The organism is Sphingomonas sp. UYP23 (assembly GCF_054059235.1).
Window position 1 is genome coordinate 400,420 of sequence record NZ_JBSSBX010000001.1, and the last position, 25,039, is coordinate 425,458.

General features: G+C 67.9%; 26 protein-coding genes. 8 read left to right on the forward strand and 18 right to left on the reverse strand.

Going from position 1 to position 25,039, the window contains the following annotated elements:
• Positions 1–17 precede the first annotated feature (17 nt).
• Entirely contained in the window at positions 18–1,094 is a 1,077-nt protein-coding gene (locus ACVWYO_RS02115) for an FUSC family protein (RefSeq protein WP_457348556.1), read from the reverse strand.
• A gap of 133 nt (positions 1,095–1,227) precedes the next feature.
• Between ACVWYO_RS02115 and cobO the strand changes: the two genes are divergently transcribed.
• Complete coding sequence (gene cobO, locus ACVWYO_RS02120) at positions 1,228–1,836, forward strand: cob(I)yrinic acid a,c-diamide adenosyltransferase (RefSeq protein ID WP_457348557.1); 609 nt, start codon at positions 1,228–1,230, stop codon at positions 1,834–1,836.
• Between the two features lie 43 nt (positions 1,837–1,879).
• On the opposite strand, the gene ACVWYO_RS02125 is transcribed toward cobO, so the two are convergent.
• Complete coding sequence (locus ACVWYO_RS02125) at positions 1,880–2,749, reverse strand: ABC transporter substrate-binding protein (protein ID WP_457348558.1); 870 nt, start codon at positions 2,747–2,749, stop codon at positions 1,880–1,882.
• 98 nt (positions 2,750–2,847) lie between these two features.
• On the opposite strand from ACVWYO_RS02125, the gene ACVWYO_RS02130 reads away from it, so the two are divergent.
• Positions 2,848–3,855, forward strand: a complete 1,008-nt coding sequence (locus ACVWYO_RS02130) for a FecCD family ABC transporter permease (RefSeq protein WP_457348559.1) — start codon at positions 2,848–2,850, stop codon at positions 3,853–3,855.
• Positions 3,855–4,655: an ABC transporter ATP-binding protein gene (locus ACVWYO_RS02135; RefSeq protein WP_457348560.1), complete on the forward strand. Its 801-nt coding sequence runs from the start codon at positions 3,855–3,857 to the stop codon at positions 4,653–4,655. The genes ACVWYO_RS02130 and ACVWYO_RS02135 overlap by 1 nt, the downstream gene beginning before the upstream one ends.
• Here ACVWYO_RS02135 and ACVWYO_RS02140 read toward each other — a convergent pair.
• The gene (locus ACVWYO_RS02140) at positions 4,652–5,662 is read right to left on the reverse strand and encodes a fumarylacetoacetate hydrolase family protein (RefSeq protein ID WP_457348561.1); all 1,011 of its coding nucleotides are present in this window, start codon (positions 5,660–5,662) and stop codon (positions 4,652–4,654) included. The genes ACVWYO_RS02135 and ACVWYO_RS02140 overlap by 4 nt on opposite strands.
• Positions 5,663–5,799: 137 nt before the next feature.
• On the opposite strand from ACVWYO_RS02140, the gene ACVWYO_RS02145 reads away from it, so the two are divergent.
• Positions 5,800–6,957, forward strand: coding sequence for an acyl-CoA dehydrogenase family protein (locus ACVWYO_RS02145; RefSeq protein WP_457348562.1), 1,158 nt, complete (start codon positions 5,800–5,802; stop codon positions 6,955–6,957).
• Between the two features lie 12 nt (positions 6,958–6,969).
• Here the strand turns inward: ACVWYO_RS02145 and ACVWYO_RS02150 are convergent, their stop codons facing one another.
• The 4 genes from ACVWYO_RS02150 to ubiA form a co-directional block, all read right to left on the reverse strand.
• On the reverse strand, positions 6,970–7,443 hold the full coding sequence (locus ACVWYO_RS02150) for a c-type cytochrome (protein WP_457348563.1): 474 nt from the start codon (positions 7,441–7,443) through the stop codon (positions 6,970–6,972).
• The gene (locus ACVWYO_RS02155) at positions 7,440–8,234 is read right to left on the reverse strand and encodes a 3'(2'),5'-bisphosphate nucleotidase CysQ (protein ID WP_457348564.1); all 795 of its coding nucleotides are present in this window, start codon (positions 8,232–8,234) and stop codon (positions 7,440–7,442) included. Before ACVWYO_RS02155 ends, ACVWYO_RS02150 begins: the two co-directional genes overlap by 4 nt.
• On the reverse strand, positions 8,227–9,585 hold the full coding sequence (locus ACVWYO_RS02160) for a TldD/PmbA family protein (RefSeq protein ID WP_457348565.1): 1,359 nt from the start codon (positions 9,583–9,585) through the stop codon (positions 8,227–8,229). The genes ACVWYO_RS02155 and ACVWYO_RS02160 overlap by 8 nt, the downstream gene beginning before the upstream one ends.
• A gap of 73 nt (positions 9,586–9,658) precedes the next feature.
• The gene (gene ubiA, locus ACVWYO_RS02165; protein WP_457348566.1) at positions 9,659–10,591 is read right to left on the reverse strand and encodes a 4-hydroxybenzoate octaprenyltransferase; all 933 of its coding nucleotides are present in this window, start codon (positions 10,589–10,591) and stop codon (positions 9,659–9,661) included.
• 175 nt (positions 10,592–10,766) lie between these two features.
• Here ubiA and ACVWYO_RS02170 point away from each other — a divergent pair, with 175 nt between their 5' ends.
• The 4 genes from ACVWYO_RS02170 (at position 10,767) to ACVWYO_RS02185 (ending at position 14,080) form a co-directional block, all read left to right on the forward strand.
• Positions 10,767–10,922 (forward strand): hypothetical protein, encoded by a 156-nt coding sequence (locus ACVWYO_RS02170; protein ID WP_457348567.1) that lies wholly within the window; start codon positions 10,767–10,769, stop codon positions 10,920–10,922.
• A 535-nt stretch (positions 10,923–11,457) separates the two neighbouring features.
• Positions 11,458–12,198 carry a 16S rRNA (uracil(1498)-N(3))-methyltransferase gene (locus ACVWYO_RS02175; protein WP_457348568.1) on the forward strand — a complete coding sequence of 247 codons (741 nt, stop codon included), beginning with the start codon at positions 11,458–11,460 and terminating at the stop codon, positions 12,196–12,198.
• A gap of 50 nt (positions 12,199–12,248) precedes the next feature.
• The gene (locus ACVWYO_RS02180; protein ID WP_457348569.1) at positions 12,249–13,637 is read left to right on the forward strand and encodes a glutamate--cysteine ligase; all 1,389 of its coding nucleotides are present in this window, start codon (positions 12,249–12,251) and stop codon (positions 13,635–13,637) included.
• Between the two features lie 23 nt (positions 13,638–13,660).
• Positions 13,661–14,080, forward strand: a complete 420-nt coding sequence (locus ACVWYO_RS02185) for an SgcJ/EcaC family oxidoreductase (protein WP_457348570.1) — start codon at positions 13,661–13,663, stop codon at positions 14,078–14,080.
• 28 nt (positions 14,081–14,108) lie between these two features.
• On the opposite strand, the gene ACVWYO_RS02190 is transcribed toward ACVWYO_RS02185, so the two are convergent.
• The 11 genes from ACVWYO_RS02190 to ACVWYO_RS02240 form a co-directional block, all read right to left on the reverse strand.
• Positions 14,109–15,458 (reverse strand): methyltransferase family protein, encoded by a 1,350-nt coding sequence (locus ACVWYO_RS02190; protein WP_457354833.1) that lies wholly within the window; start codon positions 15,456–15,458, stop codon positions 14,109–14,111.
• A gap of 56 nt (positions 15,459–15,514) precedes the next feature.
• Complete coding sequence (mmsB, locus tag ACVWYO_RS02195; RefSeq protein WP_457348571.1) at positions 15,515–16,393, reverse strand: 3-hydroxyisobutyrate dehydrogenase; 879 nt, start codon at positions 16,391–16,393, stop codon at positions 15,515–15,517.
• A 130-nt stretch (positions 16,394–16,523) separates the two neighbouring features.
• Complete coding sequence (locus tag ACVWYO_RS02200) at positions 16,524–17,297, reverse strand: enoyl-CoA hydratase (protein WP_457348572.1); 774 nt, start codon at positions 17,295–17,297, stop codon at positions 16,524–16,526.
• 103 nt (positions 17,298–17,400) lie between these two features.
• Complete coding sequence (locus tag ACVWYO_RS02205; protein WP_457348573.1) at positions 17,401–18,441, reverse strand: enoyl-CoA hydratase/isomerase family protein; 1,041 nt, start codon at positions 18,439–18,441, stop codon at positions 17,401–17,403.
• Positions 18,438–19,583: an acyl-CoA dehydrogenase family protein gene (locus ACVWYO_RS02210; protein WP_457348574.1), complete on the reverse strand. Its 1,146-nt coding sequence runs from the start codon at positions 19,581–19,583 to the stop codon at positions 18,438–18,440. Before ACVWYO_RS02210 ends, ACVWYO_RS02205 begins: the two co-directional genes overlap by 4 nt.
• Entirely contained in the window at positions 19,580–20,734 is a 1,155-nt protein-coding gene (locus ACVWYO_RS02215; RefSeq protein ID WP_457348575.1) for a polysaccharide deacetylase family protein, read from the reverse strand. The genes ACVWYO_RS02210 and ACVWYO_RS02215 overlap by 4 nt, the downstream gene beginning before the upstream one ends.
• A gap of 34 nt (positions 20,735–20,768) precedes the next feature.
• Complete coding sequence (locus ACVWYO_RS02220; RefSeq protein ID WP_457348576.1) at positions 20,769–21,149, reverse strand: RidA family protein; 381 nt, start codon at positions 21,147–21,149, stop codon at positions 20,769–20,771.
• A 4-nt stretch (positions 21,150–21,153) separates the two neighbouring features.
• Positions 21,154–22,653: a CoA-acylating methylmalonate-semialdehyde dehydrogenase gene (locus tag ACVWYO_RS02225; RefSeq protein ID WP_457348577.1), complete on the reverse strand. Its 1,500-nt coding sequence runs from the start codon at positions 22,651–22,653 to the stop codon at positions 21,154–21,156.
• A gap of 133 nt (positions 22,654–22,786) precedes the next feature.
• Complete coding sequence (gene rutA, locus ACVWYO_RS02230) at positions 22,787–23,857, reverse strand: pyrimidine utilization protein A (RefSeq protein ID WP_457348578.1); 1,071 nt, start codon at positions 23,855–23,857, stop codon at positions 22,787–22,789.
• A gap of 5 nt (positions 23,858–23,862) precedes the next feature.
• Complete coding sequence (rutD, locus tag ACVWYO_RS02235; RefSeq protein ID WP_457348579.1) at positions 23,863–24,663, reverse strand: pyrimidine utilization protein D; 801 nt, start codon at positions 24,661–24,663, stop codon at positions 23,863–23,865.
• The gene (locus ACVWYO_RS02240; RefSeq protein WP_457348580.1) at positions 24,656–25,039 is read right to left on the reverse strand and encodes a Rid family hydrolase; all 384 of its coding nucleotides are present in this window, start codon (positions 25,037–25,039) and stop codon (positions 24,656–24,658) included. Before ACVWYO_RS02240 ends, rutD begins: the two co-directional genes overlap by 8 nt.

Sequence of the window (25,039 nt, forward strand, 5' to 3'; positions counted from 1 at the left end):
AGCCCCCTCCCCGCGCGTCACGAATCGCCAACGCTGTCCGCCGCGCTGACCGGCGATGCGCGGCCGCCGGGAATGACCAGCGCCATCAGCAAGGCGAGGCCCCCGCCGATCAGCGTCGCGGCAATGCGATGCTCGGCATTGGCGACCGCATCGCCGGTGCCGAGCGAGATGAGCAGCACGATCGTTGCGGTAATCGACGCGGTCAGCCCGGCATAATGCGCCTTCTGCAGCGCGAACGCCGACCCCGCGGCGAGCGTCGCGCCGGCGAGGAAGATCCAGCTCTCGGCATGGAACGCCGCAGCGAACAGCGTCGCGACGAGGCACCCGCCAAGCGTCCCGCCGATCCGCGCGAGCCCGCGCGCCCGCGTATCGCGCAGACGCGGCTTGAGCACGATGAGTGCGGTCATCGGCGCCCAATAGCCGTTGGCGAGTCCAAGCCGCTGGATCACGATCAGGCTGCCCCCGACACACAGCGCCGCGCGCAGCACGTGCCGCACCAGCGTCCCACGCTGCGGCGCGGGCAGGATCGCAGGCGCGAGAAACGGCGCCGCCGAGCGCGGGAACAGCCGCGCGAGCACCACGACCGAGCCGATCTCGATCGTCCCGCCGAGCAGGATCATCGCCGAGCGTTCGCCCGCGGCGGCGATCCCGCCATGATAATAGCCCGCGACGAAGAAGATGATGACGATCTGCAGCACCACCCACCACACATCCTCGTCATACAAAGCGAGCGCCGCGCAGCCCGCGGCGGCGGCGACCGCGGCGAGGACAAAAACCGTGCTCTCCTGGCCGAGCACCGTACCCGCGAAGGCTGCGACGACCATCCCCGCCATCGCCCAGCCCATCGCCGCCCAGCGCCGCCCGCGCATCTCGCGTGCCGCGCCGAAGCCGACCGCGAACGCCGCGCCCGCTGCGGTCGCCGCTTGGACCGGATAGCCGAGCAATTGCCCCGCAAGCAGGATCAGCGGCAGCGCAGGCACGCACAACGCCGCCTCGCGCCAGTGGAAGGGTCGCAGATGATGGTGCCCGAGCCGCAAGCGGCGCGGCGGTAGCGCTTCGGGCTGGCTCGCAGCGGTCGGATGGATACGGTCCATCGCGGCTAAACTCGTCGCTGCGCCGAAGGAGCCGAGCTCCGGCGACGGATTCGCCGACCGGAGGGCGCTTTGGCTTTGGCGTCGCGGCGCGCGATGCGGTACCCGCCCCCATCTCACCCACCGGAGCACCGTGATGGCCGAACGCACCGACGCAGAGCACAATGCCAAGATGGCCAAGATCAAGGTCGCGCGTGACCGGATCGTCGAGGGCAAGACGCAGGAAAAGGGCTTGCTGATCGTCCATACCGGCAACGGCAAGGGCAAGACCTCGGCGGCGCTGGGCATGGTCGTGCGCGCGCTCGGCCACGGGATGAAGGTCGGCGTCATCCAGTTCGTCAAGGGCGCGTGGGAGACGGGCGAGAAGCCGGTGTTCGACCGCTTTGCCGACCTGATCGAATTCAAGCCGATGGGCGAAGGCTTCACCTGGGACACGCAGGACCGCGCACGCGACGTGGCGGTGGCGCGCGAGGCGTGGGACGAGGTCAAGCGGATGATCGCCGATCCATCCTACGCGATGGTGGTGGCGGACGAGCTCAACATCGTGCTGCGCTACGACTATCTGCCGCTCGACGAAGTGCTTGACGTGCTCGCCGCAAAACCCGCCGACACGCACGTCATCGTCACCGGCCGCAACGCGCCACAGGCGCTGATCGACATGGCCGACCTCGTCACCGAGATGACGCTGGTGAAGCATCCGTTCCGCGAACAGGGAGTCAAGGCGCAAAAGGGGATCGAATTCTAGCGCGGGCGGGTGCCGCCACATCGCCGCGGCCCCGTTCGGCAGTCTATCGTGCCGCGCGCCCGGTGCCGGGATGTTCCGCGTGCCGGTCCACAGCGCGGATCTGCGCGGCGAGCGACGCCACCGCCGTCGCAAAAGCCGGGCTGCCGCACACCGTCTGGGACTGCTCGATGTACAGGTGCCGCGCCGCCGGCACCGCTGCATCGACCAGCGGATGATGCAATGCCGCCGTCCCACGATCGGCAACCGCGCGCGTCCCCGATTCGAGGATGAGGAAATCGGGCCGAGCGAGCGCCATCTCCTCCAGCGAAAGCTGCGACAGCGCCGGCCGCCCGAGCCGCCCCGCCAGATTGACCAGCCCGACGCGGCGGAACATCTCGTCCACCAGTGTTCCCGTCCCTGTAAGATACCCCTGCCGCTGATAATAGGCAGCGACACGACCGCGACCCGGCGGCGGCCCGACGGACGCGAGGGCGCGGCGCATCTGCGCGATCATCCGCACCCCCCGTTCGGGATGGCCGACCGCCGCCGCCAGCGTGGTGATCGACGTTTCGATCGCCGCCACCCCCTCGCCACGCGGCAACTCGAGCAGCGTCAGGCCCTGCGCCTTGAGCGGCGCGAGCACCGCGCGGGTCTGGAACGGCGCGCCGATCACGAGATCGGGCCGCAGCGCCATCACTTCCTCGGCACTGCGATGCGTGAAGGGGAGGACGCGCGCCTGCGCCACGACCGCCGAAAGTTCGGGATCGCGCGCCCATTCGGTCAGTGCGACGATCTGCGACCGATCGGCGAGGCAGACGAGCAACTGGTCGGCGCACAGGTTGAGCGAGACGATCCGGTGCGGCCCCGGCGCGGGACGCGTCGCGCCCAGCAACGCAAGGCTTCCGAGTGCCAGCAGGATCCGAGCAAGGCGCACGTTCGATTTCCTTCGCTTTCCGCCGCCGCGCGGCTACGGCTGGCCGAGGCGCCCAGACCCTGCGCGACGGGCCCGACCGATCCTGAGCGAGGTCTGCCGTGCCGAACCTTCTGCCCGCGCGCAATGCCGTGCGGCTCATTCCCGTACTGGTGGTGCTGGCGATCGTGGCGGGGATCGCGTCGCTGCTGGTCGGGCCGGCGCAGCTCTCGGCGGCGACGCTGTGGGCGGCACTGACCGGCCATGGCGATCCGATCGTCCGTGCGATCCTGTTCCAGCTCCGCCTGCCGCGCGCGCTGCTCGGTCTGCTGGTCGGCGCGATGCTCGGCATGGGCGGCGCGTCGATGCAGGGCTATCTGCGTAATCCGCTCGCCGATCCGGGCGTGCTCGGCGTGTCGAGCGTCGCCGCGCTGGGCGCGGTGATCGCGATCTATTGGCAATTGGCGAGCACGCACCCGGTCGTGCTGCCGCTGCTCGCGATTACCGGCGCATTGCTGTCGCTGCTCCCGCTGATGTGGCTGTCGCGGCGTGGCGAGAGCACGCTGAGCCTGATCCTCGCAGGCGTCGCGGTCGCGACCGTGGCAGGCGCGGGGATCAATCTCGCGCTCAACCTCGCGCCCAATCCGTTCGCGGCGATGGAGATCACGACGTGGCTGCTCGGCAGCCTCGAGGATCGCAGCTTCGGCGACGTGTGGATCGCGTTGCCGTGCGTCGCGATCGGCATGATGCTGCTCTGGTGGGACGGTCGCGCGCTCGACGCGCTGTCGCTCGGCGAGGATGCGGCGCGCACGCTCGGCGTTGACCTCCCGCGCGTCCGGTTGCGGCTGATGCTCGGCATCGCGATCGGGATCGGCGGGGTCGTCGCGGTCGCGGGGAGCATCGGTTTCGTCGGCCTGATCGTGCCGCACCTCGTCCGCCCGCGCACCGATCGCAGCCCGTCGGCGATCCTGATCCCCTCGGCGCTCGCCGGGGCGGCACTGCTGACCTTTGCGGACCTCGGCACGCGGCTCGTGCCGACCGCCACCCCGCTCAAGCTCGGCGTGCTGACCGCCTTCCTCGGCGTCCCCGTTTTCCTCCATTACCTGCTGCGGGAGCGCCGCTTGTGGTGATGATCGCGACGCAAGCGCTCTCGGTCGAGCTTGGCGGCCGCCGCGTGCTCGACACGCTCGACGTGACGCTCGAGCGCGGCGCGCTGATCGGCGTGATCGGCCCCAACGGCGCAGGCAAATCGACGCTGGCGCGCGCGCTGCTCGGGCTCCTACCTGCCGCAGCGGGGCGCGTGACGATCGATGGCGCCGACGTGGCGACGCTCGGCAGCGCGGAGATCGCGCGCCATATCGCTTATCTGCCGCAGGCCTATGCGCTGCACTGGCCGCTCAGCGTCGCGCGGCTCGTCGGGCTCGGGCGGCTGCCGCATCTCGGGCCCTTCTCGCGGATCGGCGCGGCCGATCAGGCCGCGATCGACGGGGCGCTGCGCGACACCGGCACGGCGCATCTCGCCGATCGTACCGCCACCGATCTGTCGGGCGGCGAGCGCGCGCGCGTCATGCTCGCGCGCGCGCTCGCGACCGGCGCGCCCGCCTTGATCGCCGACGAGCCGTTGACCGCGCTCGACCCCGGGCATCAGCTCGACGTGATGGGGCTGCTGCGCGATCAGGCCCGCGGCGGGGCGCTGATCGTCGTCGTGCTGCACGATCTCTCGATCGCGGCGCGCTTCTGCGATCGCTTGCTGCTGCTTGACCACGGACGGCTCGTCGCCGACGGTCCTGCCGATGCCGTACTGACCGAGGACGCTCTGGCCAGCGTCTATGGCATTACCGCATGGCGCGGGACGGCCTGGGGAGCAGCCGCTGCTGCTCCCGTTCGAGCGGATCCAACCGCCGCCCCGCCCCGCCTGAGCCAATCTTAGGCGGCGTCGCCCACAGTCTGCTCGATCGTCCCGAAGATCGGATGGTGCTTGTCGTCCTCGGCCCAGATCCGCACCGTGTCGCCCGCCTTGAGGAACCCCGTGATCGGCGACCCGCTGACGATCGTCTCGACCGTGCGCAATTCGGCCAGGCAAGCATAACCGACCCCGCCCGCAGCGATCGGCTTTCCCGGCCCGCCATCGCTATCGCGGTTCGAGACCGTGCCCGACCCGACGATCGTCCCCGCGCCCAGCGCACGCGTCTTTGCGGCGTGGGCGATCAGCGTGCCGAAATCGAAGGTCATGTCGGCCCCCGCCGCGACGCGCCCGAACGGCTGTCCGTTGAGATCGACCATCAGCGTGCGATGCAGCTTGCCGTCCTGCCACCAGTCGCCGAGCGAATCGGGGGTGACAAACACCGGCGAGAAGGCGCTGGCGGGCTTCGATTGGAAGAAGCCGAAACCCTTGGCGAGTTCGCCCGGAATGAGGTTGCGGAGCGAGACGTCGTTGGTCAGCCCGACGAGCCGCACCGCCGCCAGCGCATCCTCGCGGCTCGCGCCCTGCGCGACGTCGCCGGTGACGACGACGACCTCGCCCTCGAAATCGCAGCCCCAGCTTTCATCTGCGAGCGAGATCGCCTCGCGCGGTCCCAGGAACCCGTCCGACCCGCCCTGATACATCAAGGGATCATGCCAGAAGGTCTCGGGCATCTCCGCCCCGCGCGCCTGCCGTACCAGCGCGACATGGTTCACATAGGCCGAGCCATCGGCCCATTGATACGCACGCGGCAGCGGCGCTGCCGCCTTGTGTTCGTGGAAGCGCTGCATCGGGATCGTCTCATGCTCGAGGTCGATCGCGAGGTTCTGCAGGTCGGGCAGTACGCGGTCCCAATCGTCGAGCGCGGCCTGCAGCGTCGGCGCGATGTGTCCGGCATCGGCGTACCAGGCGAGATCGTTCGATACGACGACGAGCTTGCCGTCGCGCCCGGATTTGAGGCTGGCCAGTTTCACATGCGCTCTCCTGAATGTTTCCCCAGAGCATAGCTCTGCTGCCGAACGTGTCGAGCGCAACCCGCTTGACGGAAGCGTCAACGCCCCGCACACCGTCAAAAAAACGCGTTGCAACGCGAAACCTAGGAGAGTCCGAAATGTCCTCGCTCGACACCGTCGCCGGCCGCTTCGCTTATACCGAAGACCATGAGGCGTTCCGCCAGACGGTCCGCCAGTTCCTGCAGAAGGAAGGCGTGCCGCACGTCACCAAATGGGAGGAGGAGCGCCTCGTCCCGAAGGACTTCTGGATGAAGGCGGGCGAGATCGGCATGCTCTGTCCGACCGCGCCCGAGGCGTATGGCGGGCTCGGACTCGACTTCGGCTATAACGCGATCGTCGACGAGGAGATGGCGTATAACGGCGTCCCCGCCGGCTTCTCGCTCCAGTCGGACATCGTCGCGGGCTATATCGAAACCTATGGCTCGGAAGAGCAGAAGAAGCAGTGGCTGCCGAAGATGGTCTCGGGCGACGTCATCACCGCAATCGCGATGACTGAGCCGGGCACCGGCTCCGACCTGCAGGCGATCCGCACGACCGCGAAGAAGGACGGCAACCACTACGTCATCAACGGTTCGAAGACCTACATCACCAACGGCCAGAATACCGATTTGACGCTGGTCGTCGCCAAGACCGATCCCGACGCCAGGCCCGCCTGGAAAGGCATGTCGATCATCCTGGTCGAAAGCGACCGCGACGGGTTCAGCAAGGGCCGCAAGCTCGACAAGATCGGCCAGGAGGCAGCCGACACATCCGAGCTGTTCTTCGAGGACGTCCGCGTGCCGATGACCAACTGCCTCGGCGAAGAGGGCAAGGGCTTCATCTATCTGATGAGCCAGTTGCCGCAGGAACGCCTCTCGATCGCGGTGTCGGTCCAGGCCTCGGCGCAAAAAGCGCTCGACGAGACGGTCGAGTTCACCAAGACGCGCAAGGCCTTTGCCGGAATGGTGTTTGACTTCCAGAACACCCGCTTCGTGCTCGCCGATCTCAAGGCCAAGCTGCAGGTCGGCTGGGCGCATCTCGACTGGGCGATCGCGCGGCATTTGAAGGGCGAACTGACCAACGAGGAGGGCGCCGCGGCCAAGCTGTGGCACACCGACCTGCAATGGGAAGTGATGGACGCCTGCCTCCAGCTTCATGGCGGCGCGGGCTATATGAACGAATATCCGATCGCCCGCGCCTGGCGCGCCGCGCGTGTCACGCGGATCTTCGGCGGCACCAACGAGATCATGAAGGAGCTGATCGGGCGCTCGCTCTAGCGAGCGCCGGCATCAGTGCTGCTTCTGCAGATAGGCGATCACGTCAGCCCGATCGAGCGGGTCGGCGAGCCCTGCGAACCCCATCGCGGTGCCAGGCACCATCGCCTTGGGGTTGGTAAGCCATGCGTCCATCCGCGCGGGCGTCCAGGTGCCGCCCGCCGCCTGCAGCGCTCCGCTATAGGGAAAGCGCGGGCGGCGCTGCCCGACGGGCGCGCCCATCACGCCGAACAGGTTCGGCCCACTGCGATCGGCGGCAGAAGCGTCGATCGAATGGCAGGCAAAGCACTGACCGAACACCTTTTCGCCGGCGGACGCGCTCGCAACGCGCAACAGCGCCGCCGGCGAAGGCGCAGGTCCGGCGGCGCGGCGGCGCGCTTCCTTGTCGTCGCCCGGCGAACAGGCGGTCAGCAGGAGCGCGACGGCGCAAACACGGATCGTCGAACGCATCGCGCCGACGGCGTCGCCGCGGCGACTGGGTCCGCTCATGCCGACAGCGTCCGTGCCCGCTCGCTCAGCCGCTCGACCGCGGCGGCGTGAATCCCGGGCGTCGTCGCGAGCACGCCGAACGCCTGCGCGCTCGCCGTATTGAACGCAAGCGGCGCACCGAACGCGTCGGTCACACTGGCGCCCGCCTCGGCGGCAATCAGCGCCGCGGCGGCGATGTCCCATTCATAGCCCCAGCGCAGCGTCGCGACGAGATCGGCCTCGTCCGCCGCGACCATCGCGATCCGCAAGGCGATCGAATTGGGCTTGGCCACCACGACGAGATCGCTGTCCACATTGGGCAAGCCGTCGGTCGGCACGCGCGACCCGCTGAACACGCACCGGTCGCCGACGCGGATCGCCACGCCGTTGCGGGTCGCCCCCTGCCCCAGCGCCGCCCGGAAAATGTCGCCGCGCGCGGGGGCGTCGAGCACGCCGATCGTCACGCGGCCCTGCTCCACCAAGGCGACCGAGACCGCCCAGCCATCGCGCCCGCGGATATAGTCGCGCGTGCCGTCGATCGGATCGACCACCCACACCCGCCCACAGGCGAGCCGATCGGCATTGTCGGCGGTTTCCTCGGACAGCCAGCCTGCATCGGGCAACAAGGCCGACAGCCGCGCGTGAAGCAGCGTGTTGACGTCGAGATCGACCTGGCTGACCGGGTCGTTCGGCGCCTTTTCCCACCGCGCGAAGTCGGTCCGCCAATGCCGCAGCGCGAGCGCGCCCGCCTCGGCCGCGACCGCCGCTACCGCATCGGCAAGCCCAAGATCAGCAGGCCCGGTCTCAGCCACTCGCCACCGTCATCCCGTCGATCCGGATCGTCGGCACGTTGATCCCGTAGCGGAATTCGAGATCGTTCGCGGGGGTCAGTTCGCGAAACATGTCCTTCAGATTGCCCGCGATGGTGAATTCGGCGACCGGCCCGGTGACGATGCCGTTCTCGATCCGGAAGCCGGCGGCACCGCGGCTGTAATCGCCCGTGACGCCGTTGACGCCCATCCCGATCAGTTCGGTGACGAGCACGCCGTTGGCGATGTCCTCGATCAAGGTCCCGGGCGGAAGATCGCCCGCGGCCATGTGGAGGTTGCTTGTCGACACGCCTGGCGCGCCGCCGACGCCGCGCGCAGCGTGCCCGGTCGGTTCGAGCCCCAATTGCCGCGCGGACGCGCTGTCGAGCAGCCACGCCTCGAGCATTCCCGCCTCGATGATCGCCATCGGCGAAACGGGCAGCCCCTCGCCGTCGAACGGGCGCGAGCGCAGGCCGTGCGGCAGATGCGGATCGTCGAGCACCGTGACACCGCTCGAGAACACCTGCGTGCCGAGCGCATCGAGCAGGAAGCTGGTCTTGCGCGTGATCGCCTGGCCCGAGATCGCGCCAATCAGATGGCCGAGCAGGCTCGACCCCACGCGCGGATCGAACACCACGCTCATCGGCCCGCTGGCAAGCCGCCCGGGATTGACGCGCGCCACGGCGCGATTGCCCGCGCGCGTGCCGATCTCGGCGGGATCGTCGAGCGCCGCGCGGTGCCGCTTCGAGCTATAGGCGTAATCGCGTACCATCGCGCCGCCCTCGCCCGCCAGCACGCTCGCCGACAGGCCGTAGCCGGTCGTGGCATAGGCCGCGGCGAACCCGTGGCTGGTGGCGAGCGCCCAGATCGAGCGTGCCGCGCTGGCCGAACCCCCTTCGCTGTTGGTCACGCCGGGAACCGCGCGCGCGGCATCTTCCGCCGCCTGCGCCGCAGCGCGCAGTTCCGTGGGCGAGGCTTCGTCGCCACAGCGCGCCAGATCGTCGAGATCGAGCAGCGGCGGCGCGCCGTGCATCAGCCGATCGGCGGGTGCGAGCCCGGCCCAGGCATCCTCGGGCGCCTCGCGCGCCATCGCGATCGCCCGCTCGACCAGCGCGGACAGCGCATCGGCCGACAGGTCTGAGGTAGAAACGCTCGCCGAGCGCTTGCCGACGAACACGCGCAGCCCCAGTTCGGCGCTTTCCGAACGTCCGACATCCTCGAGCGCGCCGAGCCGGACGGCAATGTCGAGCGAGGTATCGGCGGCATAGACCGCATCGGCGGCATCGGCGCCCGCCGCCTTCGCACGAGTGACGATATCGGCAGCGCGATCGCGGGCTTGGTCTGGAGTCAGCATGGCTGCGGACTTAGGTGCGGGCGGGCACGCGTGCAACCTCATCTCCGCCCCGCCCCTCAGCGGAGGGAGGGGATCAATACGGCCACGGCGTCCCGACGACGACGCACGCGAGAAACATCAGCAACCCGGCGAACCGGTTCGAACGAAATCGCTGCAGCGCGCCCGCGCCATCGTCGGGCGCAAGCGTCACCACCTGCCAGACGAAATGCCCCGCCACCGGCAGCAAGGCGAGCAGCGCCAGCCCATCGGGCCGCAACACCCAGATCGCCGCCCCCCACAGTGCCAGCGCTGCGGCATAGAACAGCCCGACGCCGAGCCGGACCCGGCGGCCCATGCGCAGCGCCGACGAGCGGATGCCGATCAGCGCATCGTCCTCGCGGTCCTGCAATGCGTAGATGGTGTCGTAGCCGACCACCCAGCAGATCGACCCCGCATAGAGCAGCAGCCCCGGCGGGGTGAGCGCACCCGCCACGTCGCTCCACCCGACCAGCGCCGCCCAGGAAAAGACGAGGCCGAGCCAGATCTGCGGCCACCAGGTGATCCGCTTCATGAAGGGATACGCGGCGACCGGCGCGAGGCTCGCGACCGCAACGACCGCGGCATAGAGGTGGAGTTGCAGCAGCACGACCAGCCCGATCAGGCTGAGCGCGACGAGCCAGGCCCATGCCGCCTTGAGCGACACCGCGCCGCTCGCCAGCGGGCGGCTGCGCGTGCGCGCCACCTGCCGGTCGAGATCGCGATCGACGATATCGTTGAACACACACCCCGCCCCGCGCATCGCGATGCTGCCGAGCAGCAGCCACGCGATCAGATCCCAGCGCGTCACCGCCCCGCCTGCGAGCGCAACGCCCCACGCGCCCGGCCAGAACAGCAGCCACCAGCCGATCGGCCGGTCGAACCGCGCGAGCAGCGCGAACGATCGGGCGCGGCGCGGGAGCAGCCCGACGAGCCCGCGATGCTCGGTATCGGGGGTCAGGTCGGCGGAGATGCGATCAGCGGAGGTCATGGCCCCGCTCATACCCGCGCGGAAAGATTGCGGAAACGCTGTTGTGCGACCGCTCAAACACTATCACGCCGGCCTGCACGACGCGACGGGCGACGGACAGCCGCCTCGACTTCGCCATGCTCGGTCGCGATAGGAGGCCAACCCCCTTCCGGGCCGGACAGCACAGGCGGACAGCATGGTACATCTCTCCGTCGCGATCGGACGGTTCTTCGAAGCTCTGCTCTGGGCGCTCGCGCGCGGTATCGGCGTGATGGCGGGCTGGGCGATCCTGGCGGCGCTGGCGCTGGGGATGGTGGCGCTCGGGGTGCGCGCGATGTGGCGGCGGCGGTAGTCTCGGGCGTGCTGTGACGACCGAAACTGGTGGTTAGCTGCCACTACAGCCAAGGATGATCCTTGATTGTCTGGTAGAGATCGATCCAATCGTCAGGAACAGGATTTCTTAGAGCATAGTCGCCCTGTTCGCTTGCCGACAGGTTCGAATACCATTGATAAAATTGATCATAATAGTCTTCACCCGGCCCCATCCGCCATCCGATCGATGAGGCCGAAATGTCGGGAAAAGCAGTCCAAGGTGGCTCCATAGCCGCAACGTAATGCGTCAATGCAACGACCGATAGTGAGCGAAAGCGGACCTGGCTCTGTCCTACAACCCGGCGGTTATGGTATGACCAGTAAGGTCCCTGAAATCGTTGGACCTGCACGGGTGCGTTAGCACAAAAAGGAAACGATCGCCGTCGCAAACAGCGCGTGTTGGGGTCAATCGAGTCAAGCAGATCGCGCCACGCAATTCTCCCCCGCCAAGGGAAGGAATTGGAACACCTCGCGTTGGGGTAGCAAACCACCCCCCAACCCCCTACCACGCCGCCATGCCCGCTACCCCCGCCTGGCCGCCGCAATCGACGCCGCGCCTGTTCGTCGAGACCCCGCTCGCTCTCGGCCCGCTCCGCGTCGATGGCCCGCAGGCGCATTATCTCGGCAGCGTGATGCGGATGAAGCCGGGCGATCCTGTCAAACTGTTCGACGGCCATTCGGGCGAATGGCTCGGCGTCGCGGCGAGCGTCGCCAGGCGCGAGCTGATGCTCGACGTCACCGAGCAGCTCCGCGAACCCGAGCACGTGCCCGATCTGTGGCTCTGCGCTGCACCGATCAAGAAGGGCCGGATCGACTGGGTCGCCGAGAAGGCCTGCGAGCTCGGCGTCGCGCGGCTCATCCCCGTGCTGACGCGGCGCACCGTGGTCGACCGGCTCAACGGCGATCGCCTGCGCGCGCACATGATCGAGGCGGCCGAGCAATGCGGCCGCACCGCGGTGCCCGAGCTTGCCGAGCCGGTAAAGCTCACCGCCTTGCTCCGCGACTGGCCCGCCGAACGCGCGCTGTTCTTCGCCGACGAGACCGGTGGCGCGCCGGCGCTCGAGGCGATGCGCAAGGCCCCCGCCTCGGCCGCGATCCTGATCGGGCCCGAAGGCGGCTTCGACGATGACGAGCGCGCGGCGATCCGCGCGGTGCCCGGCGCGGTCGCGATCGGGCTTGGTCCGCGTATCCTGCGCGCCGATACCGCAGCCGCCGCCGCGGTCGCGCTGTGGATGGCATCCCGAGGGGATTGGTAGCCTTTCGAAACCCGCTGGCGGGCGGGCAATCGCAGCGCTAAGGCGCGGATATGACAACGCGCCCAGACACCATCAAAAGCTCGCCCCTGATCGAATCGCGCGACCAGCTCGTCGCGAGCTTCGCGCGCGGCGAAAAGCCCGCCGACCGCTGGCGGATCGGCACCGAGCATGAAAAGTTCGTCTATGCCGACAGCGACCACCATGCGCCGAGCTACACCGAAAAGGGCGGCATCCGCGACCTGCTGAAAGAGCTCGAGAGCTTCGGCTGGGCGCCGGTGACCGAGCGCGGCCCCGACGGCACCGAAAACGTCATCGCGATGACCGGGGCGGACGGCTCGATCAGCCTCGAGCCCGCGGGCCAGTTCGAGCTGTCGGGCGCGCCGCTCGAGAACCTTCACCAGACCTGCGCCGAAACCGGCCGCCATCTCGAACAGGTCAAGGCGATCGGCGAGAAGTTCGGCATCGGGTTCCTCGGCATGGGGATGTGGCCCGACAAGACCCGCGCCGAGCTGCCGATCATGCCCAAGGGCCGCTACGCGATCATGCTGCGCCACATGCCGCGCGTCGGATCGATGGGGCTCGACATGATGCTGCGCACCTGCACGATCCAGGTAAACCTCGATTACGCCTCCGAAGCCGACATGGTGAAGAAGTTTCGCGTCGGCCTGGCGCTTCAGCCGCTGGCAACGGCGCTGTTCGCCAATTCGCCCTTCACCGAGCGCAAGCCCAACGGCATGCTGTCGTATCGCAGCCATATCTGGTCGGACACCGATCCGGCGCGCACCGGCATGCTGCCGTTCGTGTTCGAGGACGGTTTCGGCTACGATCGTTATACCGACTATGCGCTCGATGTGCCGATGTACTTCGTCTACCGCGACGGCAAATATATCGATGCCGCGGGCCTGTCGTTCCGCGATTTCCTGAAGGGCGAGCTGTCGGTGCTGCCGGGCGAGAAGCCGACGCTCGACGACTGGACCGATCATCTCTCGACCGCCTTCCCCGAAGTGCGGCTCAAGACCTTCCTCGAGATGCGCGGCGCCGACGGTGGCCCCTGGAACAAGATCTGCGCGCTGCCGGCCCTGTGGGTCGGGTTGCTCTACGATCAGGGTGCGCTCGATGCGGCATGGGACCTCGTCAAGGATTGGACGATCGACGAGCGCCAACGCTTGCGCGATGCGGTGCCGAAGATGGGCCTCGATGCGCCCGTGGCGGGCGGGCGCACGCTGCGCGATATCGCGGGCCAGGTCGTCGACATCTCGAGCGCCGGCCTCAGCGCACGCAATCGCACCGACGCGAGCGGCAGCAACGAGACGGGCTTCCTCGACCCACTGCGCGAGATTGTCCGCAGCGGCAAGGTGCCGGCGCAGCTGCTGCTCGACGCGTATCACGGCGCATGGGACGGCGACGTTTCGAAGGTGTACAAGGCGCTTCGGTTCTAGGACATCGTGGTGCAGGGGTGCCGATGGTCGATCATCCGAACGGTATTCCCGAACGGTTCGAGGCCGCGTGGAACGCGCATGATATGGCCGCATTCGGCGCGGTATTTCATACCGATGCGACCTTCGTGAACCGCTTCGCGACCTATTGGCGCGGGATCGACGAGATCGTCGCCGGACACACTTTCATCCACACGACGATCTATCGCGATTCGACGCTACAGGTGGATCCGGCGGATATCGAATGGATCGGCGAGGAGACCGCGATCCTGCACTTCTGGACGCGGCTCACCGCTGGTGCCGCGCATCCGTCAGGACCACATCAGGCCGACACGCTGATCCTTGCGGTCGCTACCCGCCGCGACGGCGACTGGCGGATCAAGGCTGCGGAGAATGTCACCCTTTGCGATCCCATGACCGGCAAGGAAATCCTGCGCCCGGCTTAGTCCCGGGGTCATCGTCTCACTCTCGAGTCTACTCCGGACGAGGCTGGACCGCCGGGTCCGCGGCTGCAGGCGTCCCCCAAACCCCGAAGATTTTCGCGAAGACGCGCGGCACCGCGCCGTTGCGCGCCATCCATTGCGTGTAGACCTGATAGTCCGGGTCCATCCCCAGATGCCGCTCCTCGGTCTTGGCGCGCCAGTAATAGACGCCACTGACCACCCCCATCAGGATCGTCGCGCGCGCCGCATCGACGAACGAACCCGTCGTGAGGAACGGGATCGTCGAAATCCACCAGAACAGGTTCTTCGACAGATACGCCGGATGGCGCGAGAAAGCGTAGGGCCCGTGCGTCAGGATCCCGCGATTGGTCAGGTTCGAAAAGCGAAAGCCGAACGCCACCGTCGCCCAGGCGTAGATCGCAGTGAGGCCGATCAGCACCACACCGATCGGGATCAGGATCGCCGGATGCCCGGCGAACCATGTCGACCAGCCATCCGACCCATAGCTGCCGGGATGATAATCGAGCGGCCCGTTATCTGCCATCAGCGTGAAGGGCGGATAGCAGATCAGCGCCGCCATCCACGCCGCGGCGAACGGGTTGGCGCTGCGGATGTGCGAATCGAGCGGGCGGAATGTCAGGATATAGCCCGCGGTCGCGAACGCGCAGTCGATCACGAACATGAATCCGATCAGCCAATTGGCGAGCGCGACTGGGTTGTGCAGCACCTCGGACAGATTGCCGCGGATGAAACCGGCAAAGCCCGGCGGCACCACCGCCAGCATGAAGGCGAGGAAGAATGCCTTCACCCCCCAGCTGCGCAGATGGTTGTAGATCGCCGCACGGTCGATCGGCTCGTCGAGTCCCATCAGCCATGCGCCGAGCGCCCAGCAGCCGTCCTTGGGCTGTTCGAGCCGGCGGTCGACCCACGGTATATAGAGGATCGATCCAATGAACAGCACCGGCGCGGCGACGCCGAAACACTGCATCGCGAACGGGAAGCCGCCCCATTGGTTGGTCCAGTAGAAGCGCTCGGTGCCATAGATCAGCGCGATCCCGGCCCAGGTCAGCCACAGCCCGGCGAGCTTGGTGAGCGAAAGATCGAGTGTCTCGCGCCACGGTTTGGGCGCGGACCAGTCGATTCCGGTCGAAGCGCGGCGGTGGACCTTGTCGACCAGCACCGCCCAAAGCACCATCGGCACCGCACACGCCGCGATGTTGACCAGCGCGGCATAGGGGCCGTCCATGCCGACATAGCGCGCGACCGCGACCCAGGCGAACAGGCCGGCCAGCCCGGCCAGCCCACAGCCCGTGCTCACCGCCGAGGCGGGTCGCGGGTCGGCGGCACGCGCCGCGCGCGCTAGGGCGGTGTCATGGAACATCACCGGCATGGGTAGCACCCAAGCGTTAGGAGCGGGTTAAGGATATTGCCGCCCGCTCAGCCGCGCAACATCCGGAAGATCGCCGAGAAATCGAGCCCACCCTGCCCGGCATCGGCAAAGCGCTGGTACAGTTCGGCGGCTTTCGCGCCCATCGGCGTGTCGGCACCGGTATCGCCGGCGGCGGCAGCGGCGAGCTTGAGGTCCTTGAGCATCAAGGCGGTGGCGAAGCCGCCCTGATAGTCGTGATCGGCAGGCGTGTCCGGACCGACGCCGGGGACCGGGCAATAGCTCGTCATCGACCAGCTCTGCCCCGAGGCGACGCTCGAAATGTCGTAGAAGGTCTGCGGGTCGAGCCCGAGCTTCTCGGCGAGCAGGAACGCCTCGCACGTCGCGACCATTGTCGCGCCGAGCAGCATGTTGTTGGCGATCTTGGCGGCCTGGCCGGTGCCGTTGGCGCCAGCGTGGATCACCGCCTTGCCCATCGCCGCCAGGATCGGCTGCGCGCGCGCGAAGGCTTCCGCACTGCCCCCGACCATGAAGGTCAGCGTGCCGGCATTGGCGGCGCCGATCCCGCCCGAGACGGGGGCGTCGACCGCGGTGAGGCCTTTGGCCTGCGCCGCCTCGGCGACACGCTTGGCGGTGGCGACGTCGATCGTCGAGCAGTCGAGCAGCAGCGTCGATGGCCCAATGTCAGCGGCGAACAGGTCGGCATAGACGGCTTCGACATGTGTGCCGGCGGGCAGCATCGTGACGATCGCCTCGGCGCCGTCAGCGGCCTCGGCCGCGGAGGCGGCGGGCAGGCAGCCGGCGGCCGTAGCGCGGTCGAGCGCGTCTGCCGACAGATCGAAGGCGCGGACGTCGTGGCCGGCCTTGGCGAGGTTCGCGGCCATCCCGCCGCCCATGTTGCCGAGGCCGATGAAAGCGATGCGTGTCATGTCTCTCTCCTACTTCTTCTTACTCCCCTCCCGCTTGCGGGAGGGGTTGGGGGAGGGCAGTGGCGGCTTGCGCATCGCTTGAGGCACGCCCCTCCCCTAGCCCCTCCCGCAAGCGGGAGGGGGATTGCCGTCACTTCCCCGTCCACGTCCCAGCACGCTTTTCAACGAACGCGCTCATCCCCTCGCTCTGGTCGTCCGTCCCGAACAGCGCATGGAACAGCCGCCGCTCGAACTGCACGCCCATGCTCAGGCTCGTCTCGAACGCCGCATTGACCATCTCCTTGTTCGCCAGCACGGCGAGCGGCGCCATCCCGGCGATCGTCGTCGCGGTCTTGACCGCTTCCTCGACCAGCTCGGCCGCCGGCACGACGCGCGAGACGAGTCCCGCACGCTCGGCTTCGGCGGCGTCCATCATCCGGCCGGTGAGGCACAGCTCCATCGCCTTGGCCTTGCCGACCGCGCGCGTCAGGCGCTGCGATCCGCCCATGCCGGGCGAAACCGCAAGCTTGATCTCGGGCTGGCCGAACTTGGCCGAGTCGGCGGCGAGGATGAAGTCGCACATCATCGCCAGCTCGCATCCGCCGCCGAGCGCATAGCCCGACACCGCCGCGATGACGGGCTTGCGCGTCTTGGTGAAACGATCCCAACCCGCGAAGAAATCATGCGCGTACATGTCGGCGAAGCCCTGCGCCTGCATCTCCTTGATGTCGGCGCCGGCGGCGAAGGCCTTCTCGCTGCCGGTGATGACCGCGCAGCCCTGCGACGGATCGGCATCGAACGCCGCCATCGCCGCGAGCAGATCGGCGAGGATCTGGCTGTTGAGCGCATTGAGCGCCTGCGGGCGGTTGAGCGTGACGAGTGTCACGCGCCCGCGCTGTTCGACGAGGAGGGTTTCGTAGGTCATTTGTCTCTCCGTCGCCCCGGCGAAGGCCGGGGCCGTTGGGTGGTGCGCGCGACGCCTGCCACGCGCGAATGCAGAGCGGCCCCGGCCTGCGCCGGGGCGACGATCAGCCGGGCGTCCATTCCTCGGCAGCGGGCAGCGGGGCGAAAATCTGGTCGAGCACATGGGGGCTCACGCCCTCGGGCTCCGCTGGGTCCCAGCGCGGAGCATTGTCCTTGTCGACGATCACCGCGCGGACGCCCTCGAGGAAATCGTGCCGCTGCACGACATGCGCGCCGACGGCATATTCCTGGCGCATCTCGTCTTCGAAGGTCGGCATCGTCGCGCCTTCGCGGAGCAGGCGGAGCGAGACCTTCATCGTCTGCGGCGACTTGGTTTTCAGCGTGGCGAGCTGCTTAAGCGCCCAATCGCCGCCATCGGCATCAAGCGCGATGTAGATGTCCTCGAGCACGTCAGAGGCAAACAGACGGTCGATGTCGGCCCGATGCGCGAGGATCCGCGCTTCGGGCGGAGACGTGGCCAGGTCAGCAAGTGTTGCCGCCAGCGTCGCAGGGTCAGCCGCGATCCGCGCCTTGGCGTCTTCGAGCGCTGCACTTGGCAGATAGTGCGTGGCGAGGCCCAGCGCGAGGCACTCGGCACCGTCGAGCCGGTGCCCGGTCAGCGCGAGATACTGGCCGATCCGTCCCGGCAGCCGCGACAGATACCAGCCGCCGCCGACATCGGGGAACAGGCCGATCCCGGTCTCGGGCATCGCCAACTTGGTGTTCTCGGTCGCGATGCGGTGGTCGCACGGGCAAGCGAGCCCGACCCCGCCGCCCATCGTGATCCCGTCCATGAACGCGACTGTCGGCTTGGCGTAGGCGAAGAGGCGATGGTTGAGGCGGTATTCGGTGTGGAAAAAGCGTCGCGCGTCGGCGCCGTCGCCCGCACCGCTCTCGGCGAGCATGCGGATGTCGCCGCCCGCGCAGAAGCCGCGGCCTTCGGCGTGGTCGAGAAGGATGACTTCGATCGCGGGGTCGGTGCGCCAGCTGTCGAGCGCGGCGAGCATGGCTTCGCACATCGCGGTCGTCAGCGCGTTGAGCGCCTTGGACCGGTTGAGGCGGATGCGGCCAACGCGCCCTTCGATTGTGGTGAGGACGTCGCTCATTGCCGCGTCAATTCGCGGCCGACGATCATCCGCATCACCTGGTTGGTCCCCTCGAGGATCGAATGCACGCGCAGGTCGCGCCAGAAGCGTTCGATCGGATAGTCCATCAGATAGCCGTACCCGCCGTGCAGTTGCAGCGCCCGGTCTGCGACCGCCGATCCGGTGTCAGTCGCAAGCCGCTTGGCCATCGCCGCGAACTTGGTCTTGTCGGGCGCGTTCGCCGTCACCTTAGCCGCCGCCATGTAGAGCAGGGCGCGCGCCGCCTCCAATTCGGTGGCCATGTCGGCAAGCATGAACTGCGTGTTCTGGAAATCGGCGATCGCGGTGCCGAACTGCTTGCGGTCGCGCGCATAGGCGATCGCCTCGTCAAGGCAGCGCTGCGCCCCACCGAGCGAGCAGGCGCCGATGTTGAGCCGCCCGCCGTCGAGCCCCATCATCGCGATGCGGAACCCCTCGCCCTCGCCGCCGACGAGGTTCTCGGCGGGCACGCGCACGCCGTCGAAGGTCACCTGCCGCGTCGGCTGCGAATGCCAGCCGAGCTTGCGCTCGTTCGCACCGAAGCTGACGCCGGGCATGTCCTTCTCGATCACCAGGCACGAAATACCCTTTGGCCCCTCGACGCCGGTACGCACCATCGTGACGTACACCTCATTCTCGCCCGCGCCCGAGATGAACTGCTTCGAGCCGGTGACGATGTAATCGTCGCCATCGCGGACCGCCTTGGTCTTGAGCGCCGCCGCGTCCGAGCCCGAGCCCGGTTCGGTCAGGCAGTAGCTGGCGATCCGGTCCATCGTGACGAGCGAGGGCAGATATTTGTCCTTCACGCCCTGCGATCCGAACCGGTCGATCATCCACGCCGCCATGTTGTGGATGCTGATGAACGCCGAGGTCGAGGGACAGCCATAGGCCATCGCCTCCATGATCAGCGCCGCCTCGAGCCGCCCGAGCGCGATCCCGCCCGATTCCTCCGACACGTAGATCGACGCGAAGCCGAGCTCGGCCGCCGCCTTGATCGTCTCTCGCGGGAAGATGTGCTTCTCGTCCCATTCGGCGGCATGCGGGGTGATCCGGTCGGCGGTGAACTTGCGCGCGAGATCCTGGATCTCGCGCTGGTCGTCGGTGAGGTCGAACTGGTCGGTCATGCGGCAATCCCTAGAGGGGTATGAAGGTGCGCGGCTAGCGCCGTCGAAGGACAGACGCGCCGCCACGGATGAAGTTTCACCGGGCAGCCGCGCGATCTCAGCGGCACGCTCGCGCTCGGCGCGCGGTGCAGGACGCGCTCGGCGAACAGCCGGTTGGCGAGCGGCAGGTCGTTGCGCTCGTAATAGAGCTTCCCGCCAACGCCCTTCCGCCAGGCCAGCGCCTCGGGCAAGGTGCCGTTCGCGCTGACGAAGTCGCTGGTGTCGTGATAGACCGGATCGGCAAAGGCGGCGTCGGCGGTGACGATCGCCCAACCATCCTTGCGCAGTGCCGCGACGAGATCGGGCAGATAGCGCGCGGCGACATCGGTCTCATGGAGCAGCAACACCTGCGGCGGCGTGCGTCCCATCGTGCGGCGCATCAGCACGTCGGAGAAATCGGCCGATTGCACCATCGTCTCGACATAGAGGTCGCGCAACGCGACATCGTCGATCGCGCGCCCGGCGCGCCTGGCGGCGATCGTCTGCCCTTCGATGTTCCAGTCGGAGCCGTCGACCGAAACCCAGGCGATCTGCAGCCCGCGCGCGGCGAGCCCGTCGAGCACTGCGCGGCGCTTGACCCTATCGCGCCCGCCCTGGTTGAGGCCGGGAAAGCGGAACCACGGCCGATACCCTGCCCGGCCCTTGAGCCACTGCTCGGCCTTGTCGATATCCGCTAGGAACGCCGGCGCCGCTGTCGAAGCGAGATCGTGGTGCGAGAAGGTGTGATCGCCCACGACATGCCCCGCCGCGACATAAGCGGCGAGGCGTTCGTCGGCGCGGTTGGCGGGCCCGATCCGCCCGGGATTGGCGAAGAACGCCGCCTGTTGGACACCAGCCGCGCGCAACCCGGCGATGAGCAGCGCAGCGCGCTGGTCGGGGGTGTAGAAGGCGCCGGGGCCGCGCGGCACATCGTCGAAGGTCAGCGCGATCCGCTTGCCGTCGTTCCGCCACGGGAACGAGCGCTCGAGGCTGATCGCCGTCGGCACCGCGATCACCACGATCGCGCCGACCAGCAGCGCGATCCGGACGCGATACAGCCGCGCGTCGCGCTCCGCCGCCGCAACGCGCCGCCGCTTGCGGGTCAGCCGCCAGAGGAGCCCGCCGCGCCTCACCCCAGCTTCGGAGGATTATGCCGGCCGATCCGAATCACGCGCCCATCACTTCGGCTTCGATTTCGACACGCCACTCGGGACGAATGAAACCCGATACGATCAGCGTCGTCGTGGCCGGGCGCGCCGTGCCGAACCAGCGGCCATGCACCGCCGCGACCGCGGGAAAATCGGCGCGATCGGTCAGATAGATGCACGTGCGCACGGTGTCAGCGATATCGCCATCGAGATCGGCGATCGCCTTGGCGACGATCGCGCAGCAGCGCTCCATCTGCGCCGCGGCGTCGCCCGGCGTGGTCGATCCGTCGGGCTCGATCGGCGCGGTGCCGGCGACCATGATCTGGCCGCCGGTCCGCACCGCGCGCGAAAATCCGAGGATCGGCTCGAGCGGCGAACCACTGCTGACGCGGCGCTTCATCGGCTCACCCCATCGTCGGGATGACGAAGGCGTTTGCGCCGTCACCGACGCCACCGTCGGGCCAGCGCTGCGTCACGGTCTTGACCTTGGTCCAGAACTTCACGCCTTCCATGCCGTGCTGGTTGGTGTCGCCGAACGCCGAGCGCTTCCAGCCGCCGAAGGTGTGGTACGCGACCGGCACCGGGATCGGCACGTTGATGCCGACCATCCCGACATTGACGCGCGCCGCGAATTCGCGCGCGGCGTGCCCGTTGCGCGTGAAGATCGCGACGCCGTTGCCATATTGATGCTCGCTCGGCAGGCGCAGCGCGTGTTCGAAATCGTCGGCGCGGACGATCTGCAACACGGGGCCGAAGATCTCTTCCTTGTAGGCCGACATGTCGGGCGTGACGTGATCGAACAGCGACGGCCCGATGAAGAAGCCTTTCTCATGGCCCTGTAGCTCGAAGCCGCGGCCATCGACCACCAGCTCAGCGCCTTCGTCGACCCCGGTCTGGATCCACTGCTCGATCCGGCTGCGGTGCGCGGCGTTGACCACCGGGCCGTAATGCGCGTCGTTGTCGGTCGAAACGCCGACGCGCAACGCCGCGATCGCCGGGATCAGTTTCTCGCGCAGCGCGACAGCGGTCTTCTCACCGACCGGCACCACCACCGGCAGCGCCATGCAGCGCTCACCCGCCGAGCCGAACGCCGCGCCCGAGAGGTCGGCGACGACCTGATCGAGATCGGCATCGGGCATGACGATGCCGTGGTTCTTCGCCCCGCCCATCGCCTGGACGCGCTTGCCCGCCGCGACGCCGCGCTTGTAGACGTAATGCGCGATGTCGGACGATCCGACGAAGCTGACCGCGCTGATCGCGGGATGATCGAGGATCGCGTCGACCATTTCCTTGTCGCCGTGAACGACCTGGAGGATGCCTGCGGGCAGCCCGGCCTCGGCGAACAGCTCGGCGAGCCGCACTGGCACCGACGGGTCGCGCTCGCTGGGCTTGAGCAGGAAGGCGTTGCCGGTCGCGATCGCCACGCCCGACATCCACAGCGGGATCATCGCCGGGAAGTTGAACGGGGTGATGCCGGCGCCGATGCCGAGCGGCTGGCGCATCGAATAGACGTCGATGCCGGGGCCCGCGCCCTGGGTATATTCGCCCTTCAGCACGTGCGGGATGCCGCAGCAGAATTCGATGACCTCGAGCCCGCGCTGGATGTCGCCCTTCGAATCGGCGATCACCTTGCCATGCTCGGACGAGAGCAGATGCGCGAGCTCGTCCATGTGCGCTTCGACCAGCGCCTTGAAGTTGAACATCACGCGCGCGCGGCGCTGCGGGTTGACTGCCGCCCAGCCCGGCTGCGCCTTCAGCGCGGCGGCGACCGCGGTGTCGAGCGTCGCCTGCGTGCCGAGGTTGACGCTTGCCTGGACGAGGCCGGTGTTGGGATCGAACACGTCGCCGGTCCGCGTCGCTCCGCCGCCCGAAAGGCCGACGATGTGATGGTCGATGATCCGCATGGCATACTCTCCGTTTTGCGATGCTCTTTCGACCAATTTTTGCGCCGCGCCAACCCCATCTAGTTTCCGATGTAACGGCCTGGCGTTCGATACGATCACGTCATCCCGGCGAAAGCCGGGATGACGGTCGCGGTTAGGCTCCCGCCCCCGCCCGGCACTTCATCAGCGGCTGAATCCGCGTGCCGAACGCCTCCACGCCCTCGACGAAATCGTCGAAGGTCAGCAACACGCCGCCGGTATTGGGCACTTCCGCCATCTCGTCGAGCATCCGCGCGACGCTTTCATACGACCCGACCAGCGTCCCCATGTTGATGTTGACCGCCCCCTCGGGCGCGGCGAGCTGGCGGACGTTGGTATCCGTATTGTGCGTGTCCTTGGCGCCCTGGTCGGCGAGCCAGGCGATCGCGTCGAGATCGACCCCGGCATTGTACGATTGCCATTTCGCCATCGCCGCTTCATCGGTCTCGGCGGCGATGATCATGATGAGGACGAAGATCGAAACGTCGCGCCCGGTCTTGGCGGTGGCGGCGGCGAGGCGGCTGTTGTTCGAGGCGAACGCGGTCGGCGTGTTGACGCCTTTACCGAGGCAGAAAGCATAGTCCGCCCATTTCGCCGAGAAAGCGAGGCCCTCGTCGGACGAGCCCGCGCAGATGATCTTCATGTCGCCGTCGGGTTTGGGTTGGACGCGGCAGTCCTCCATCTGATAGTAATCGCCCTTGAAGTCGCTGACACCCTCGGCCCACAGTTCGCGCAGGATGTGCGCATATTCGTCGAGCATCTTGTAACGATTGCGGAAATGTTCGTCGCCCGGCCACATTCCCATCTGCGTATATTCGGGCGGCTGCCAGCCGGTGATCAGGTTGAGCCCGAAGCGTCCATGGCTGATCGAATCGATCGTGTTGCACATCCGCGCGGCAAACGCCGGCGGGATGACGAGCGTCGGGCAGGTCGCGAAGATTTTGATCTTTTCGGTGACGGCGGCGAGCCCCGCCATCAGCGTGAAGCTCTCGAGGCCATATTCCCAGAACTCGGTCTTGCCGCCGAACCCGCGCAGCTTGATCATCGAGAGCAGGAAATCGAGCCCGTGCTTCTCGGCCGACTGCGCGATCGTCTTGTTGAGATCGAACGACGGCATGTACTGCGGCGCAGTCTCCGAAATCAGCCAGCCATTGTTGTTGATGGGGACGAAGACGCCGACCTGCATGCGCGTTATCCTTGCACGGTTTCGCCCGCCAGCCAGGCAAGCACGAAGCTGTTGAACGCTTCCGGATCGACCACGTTGACCGCATGCCCGCCATGTTCGGCGCGGCAGAACCCAGCGATCGGCAAGCCGTTGGCGAGGGCCACGCCGGCGTTCGATGGGACGAGCATGTCGTCATCCGACACCACGACGAGCACCGGGCGATGGATGTCGCGCAGCCGCTCCGAAACATCGAACGCGGCGAGTGCGGCGATCCGCTTTTCCATCGTGGCCGCACCGGGGAAATGCGCGAGCTGCTCGGGCAACTCTGCCTCGAGCAGTGCGTCGTTCGCCGAGATCCAGTTGGGCGGATAGAGGAACAACGGCTGCGCGCGCAGATACGCCTCGGGCCCGCTTCCGCGCAGCAACGCCAGCCTTGCAGCGAAGCACCGCAGGAAGTGCGGATCGGGCGCCGCCCAGCCATTGACCACGACGAGCTTGTCGACCCGGTCGGGCGCCATCAGCGCGAGCGCCAACGCTGCGACGCCGCCCGCGGCGTGGCCGACGACGATCGCCCGCGGAATCGCGAGCGCGTCGAGCAGCGCGAGCATATCGGCGGCGAGATCCTCGACACTCACCGTGGCGGGCAGCGCCCGGTCGCTGCGGCCCGTCCCGCGATGATCGTAGGCGATCACGCGATAGCGCTCGGCCAGCGCGGGGATGTTGGGCGCCCAATAGTGCGCTGACCCGCCGAGCCCCGAGGACAGGATCAGCGGCGGCGCGTCGTCGCGCCCGTGAATCTCGTAATAGAGCCCCGCCGCCTCAGCCAAGATGCGCGACCGATGCGATTTCGACGAGGCACTCGGGCTTCACCAGTTCGGCCTGAATGCAATAGCGCGCAGGCTTGGCGCCCGGGAAATACTCGGCGTAGACCGCGTTGAACGCGGCATAGTCGGCGAGGCTCTTGAGGAAGATATGGTTCATCGCCACGTCCTCGAGCGTCGCATCCGCCGCTTCGAGCGTCGTCCGGATCGTGTCGAGGATATGCCGCGTCTGACCGGCGGCATCGCCGACATGCAGCACCGCCCCGCCCTCGCCGAGCGCGAGCATGCCCGAGACGTAGATCGTGTTGCCCGCCTGCGCCGCGGCCGAATAGGGCGCGATCGGGGTCGGGAACTCTGGTGGATTGATCGCTTCGAAAGGCAT